Source organism: Staphylococcus sp. GDX8P54P (assembly GCF_017893165.1).
Lineage (GTDB): Bacteria > Bacillota > Bacilli > Staphylococcales > Staphylococcaceae > Staphylococcus > Staphylococcus borealis.
The window spans coordinates 1-3210 of sequence record NZ_JAESMM010000066.1 but is presented as its reverse complement, the minus strand read 5'-3'; the positions used below and the strand labels follow the sequence as shown (position 1 = coordinate 3210).

General features: G+C 28.8%; 3 protein-coding genes and 1 pseudogene. 3 read left to right on the top strand and 1 reads right to left on the bottom strand.

Annotated features, from left to right (window positions below; genetic code table 11):
- Positions 1-193 precede the first annotated feature (193 nt).
- From KA909_RS13045 to KA909_RS13035, 3 genes are all read left to right on the top strand, one after another.
- A complete protein-coding gene (locus KA909_RS13045) occupies positions 194-2350 on the top strand; it encodes a peptidase domain-containing ABC transporter (RefSeq protein ID WP_210130305.1) in 2157 nt (718 codons plus the stop codon).
- A gap of 156 nt (positions 2351-2506) precedes the next feature.
- Positions 2507-2650: a bacteriocin gene (locus KA909_RS13040; protein ID WP_193839577.1), complete on the top strand. Its 144-nt coding sequence runs from the start codon at positions 2507-2509 to the stop codon at positions 2648-2650.
- 19 nt (positions 2651-2669) lie between these two features.
- On the top strand, positions 2670-2816 hold the full coding sequence (locus KA909_RS13035; RefSeq protein ID WP_070855109.1) for a bacteriocin: 147 nt from the start codon (positions 2670-2672) through the stop codon (positions 2814-2816).
- A gap of 63 nt (positions 2817-2879) precedes the next feature.
- On the opposite strand, the pseudogene KA909_RS13030 reads toward KA909_RS13035, so the two are convergent.
- Positions 2880-3210, bottom strand: a pseudogene (locus tag KA909_RS13030) (transposase); the annotation flags it as partial.

Sequence of the window (3210 nt, the reverse complement as noted above, 5' to 3'; positions counted from 1 at the left end):
CATATAGCAAGTAAATTGACATAATAACGCTGTTTGTATGATTAGGGTGTACCACAAGTAGACATATAGACAAACATTTTTTTACTTTTTAGTGCTTTTAACATTATCAAAAGGATTACTTAACTTATGTTTAATACTAACTATTTATACTTATTAAAATAGAGTTAAACTTTTATTGAAAGGACTTATTATGATGGCTATAAAATTTATAAGACAATACGATGAAAAGGATTGTGGTCCTACTTGCCTTGCCATGATTTCACAGTTTTATGGTAAGCGTGTGTCCATCCCACGTTTACGCGAATATGCTAAGACAGATAAATTAGGTACAAATTTATATGGTCTCGTACAAGCAGGTAAAAAGATTGGTATTGAGTTAACTGGTGTAAAAGCTGATTCCTTTGATGATTTAAAACAAGCACAATTACCAGTTATGGTACATATTATTAATCAACAAAGTTATGACCACTATATCATTATTGAAAAAATAAAAAATAACACGCTTTATGTTGTCGATCCTGCTAAAGGTAAATATAAGTTATCAAGTACTGAATTTGGAAAATATTGGACTAATATTGCTGTATTAATTGATAAAACAGATGATTTTACTACTGACAATGAATCACCCTCGTATCTTAATATTTTCATTGATATATTTAAAAATAATTATGGGAAGTTGTTATTTATTGCTTTTATCTCACTATTTATTAATGTTGTTGGTATTGTCGGGGCTCTATATTTTAAATTATTAACTGATCATATTATTCCATCCAATGTTCTTACAAATTTACATATTATTAGCTTAGGTATTTTACTTTTATACATAATCAATGCATTCATTAATTATTTAAGGTTTCAACTTATTTTACATTTAAGTTTGAAAATCGATGTTAATTTAATGAAAGATTACTTTTATCATGTTTTACATCTTCCGATGAACTTTTTTGATACACGTAAATCTGGCGAAATCCTACAACGTTTCATGGATACATCTAAAATTCGTGAAGCTTTATCATCTTCAACGGTAACGTTGTTAGTTGATACTTTCATGATTATTATCGGTGCTATATTACTTTATATGCAAAGTCCTTTGTTACTACTGATAACAATTATTTTTATACCTTGTTTTATTATTTGTAGTTACACTTTACGTAAACCTTTTGAAAAATATAATCAAAAGGTGGCTGAAAAGGATGCTGAATTGAGTTCATATTTAATAGAATCTTTTGATGGTAGTAATACTATTAAAAGTTATCAATCTGAAGACGATCGTTTCTACATGGGTACTACTAAATTTAACGGTATTATTAAAAACTTATTAAAACTGGGTAGATTTTCTAATATACAATTAACGGTTAACAACTTTTTAAAATTAACTATCAGTCTTGTTATATTATGGCTTGGTAGTTACTTAGTCATGACAGATAGTATGACGTTAGGTAGTTTATTAGCTTTTAATGCCTTAACTATTTATTACCTTGATCCTATTGAACGTCTCATAAATATTCAACCGACACTGCAATCTTCATTTGTTGCAGCACGTCGTATTGCTGAAATAACTGATTTAGAAACCGAAAATGAATTATATACTTCTAAACAACCTTATACTTTTAAAAACAACATTCGCATTGAAAATTTAGACTTTCAGTATGGCTTTCGAAGTGTGGTATTGAAGGATATTAATTTAAATATTAAAAAAGGGCAAAAGGTTGCTATTGTTGGTGAAAGTGGAAGTGGTAAATCAACTATAGGTAAGTTACTCAATCGCTATTACTCTGCTTCAGAAGGTAATATTATAATTGATAACTATAGTATTGATGATATTGACCTTTCCGACTTACGTAAGAATATAGGCTATATCTCACAAAATACATTCCTTTTTGCTGATACAATTAAAAATAATCTTTTACATGGTAGCAATAAATACAAAAGTGACGAAGATATCGTTAAGGCTTGTCAGTTAGCCGAATCCCTAGATTTTATACAGAAATTCCCAGATCAGTTTAATACTATGTTAGAAAAAGAAGGCGCTAATCTATCAGGTGGACAATCTCAACGCTTATCTTTGGCACGCACATTTTTAAAAAATCCTGATATATACATTTTTGATGAAGCTACAAGTGCTTTAGATAGCTTAACTGAAAACAAAATTATGGAGCATACCGACTTACTAACTCAACGTGGTAAAACCGTAATTATTATTTCACATAAGTTAAGCACTATAAAAAATGCTGATAATATCTATGTTTTAAATGAGGGTCAAGTTGCTGAGAATGGTACACATGATGAGTTAATTCATTTAAACGGTATATATAAAAATTTATGGCAACTTCAAATGAAAATAGACTAATTTTATATTAATATACGATATTTATTAAAAATATTTCGATGATAAAAAAAATAAATTCAAAAAAAAGCTCATTTAATTGTATATTTACATTCTCTTTACATTCAGATGTTAATTTATAAAATGTAAGATGAAATTATTTAAAGGAGGACTATTTCAATGGAAACACTAAATGAAAAAGAATTAAAAGATATCAATGGTGGTCGTGAAACTGGTTGTTCTGGTAATTTTGAAGAAGATGGAATAATGTGCAATATAGGACAAGGTATTGGTAATTTAGTTAATAAATTCACAGAAAAATAATTTAAAGGAGGACTATTCCATGAAAACACTAAATGAAAAAGAATTAAAAGATATCAATGGTGGTAAAGGGATTGTTGGTGAAATCACTGGCGAAATCACTGATATTGGTAATGCCATTTCAAATGGTTGGCATGATTTAAAAGAGGGTTATGGTACTCGAAGATAGGACTCATTATTTAAACTAAAAAGGCTCTTCGTCAAATCGGACAGATGAGTCCTAATATTGAGATTAAGCAACTTTAGGTTGTTTAATCTCTTTTTGTTTTTGAGGCAAATAGTCGCGAAGTTATAATAATTCGGTTGCGCAAATTATTATAGTTTCTATAACCAAAAGATACCCTTTTAATGAGTTTGATTTTATTATTAATTCCTTCTAACGGACCGTTGGTCAGGTTAGAATATGTCATGGTATTTTCAATGAAAGTTATTAATCGTCTTAAAGTTCTAATGACTGGGCGTAATTTCGGACACACATCTGAAAGATGAATAGAAAAAAGTTTATGATTAAATTTCTCTATTTGCTTCTCTTTTAATAACCGTCTTAGCTCATGAACGTAGTG

Coding starts and splice junctions, on each gene's coding strand:
- KA909_RS13045 (WP_210130305.1), top strand. CDS start 194: ATGGCTATAAAATTTATAAGACAATACGATGAAAAGGATTGTGGTCCT.
- KA909_RS13035 (WP_070855109.1), top strand. CDS start 2,670: ATGAAAACACTAAATGAAAAAGAATTAAAAGATATCAATGGTGGTAAA.
- KA909_RS13040 (WP_193839577.1), top strand. CDS start 2,507: ATGGAAACACTAAATGAAAAAGAATTAAAAGATATCAATGGTGGTCGT.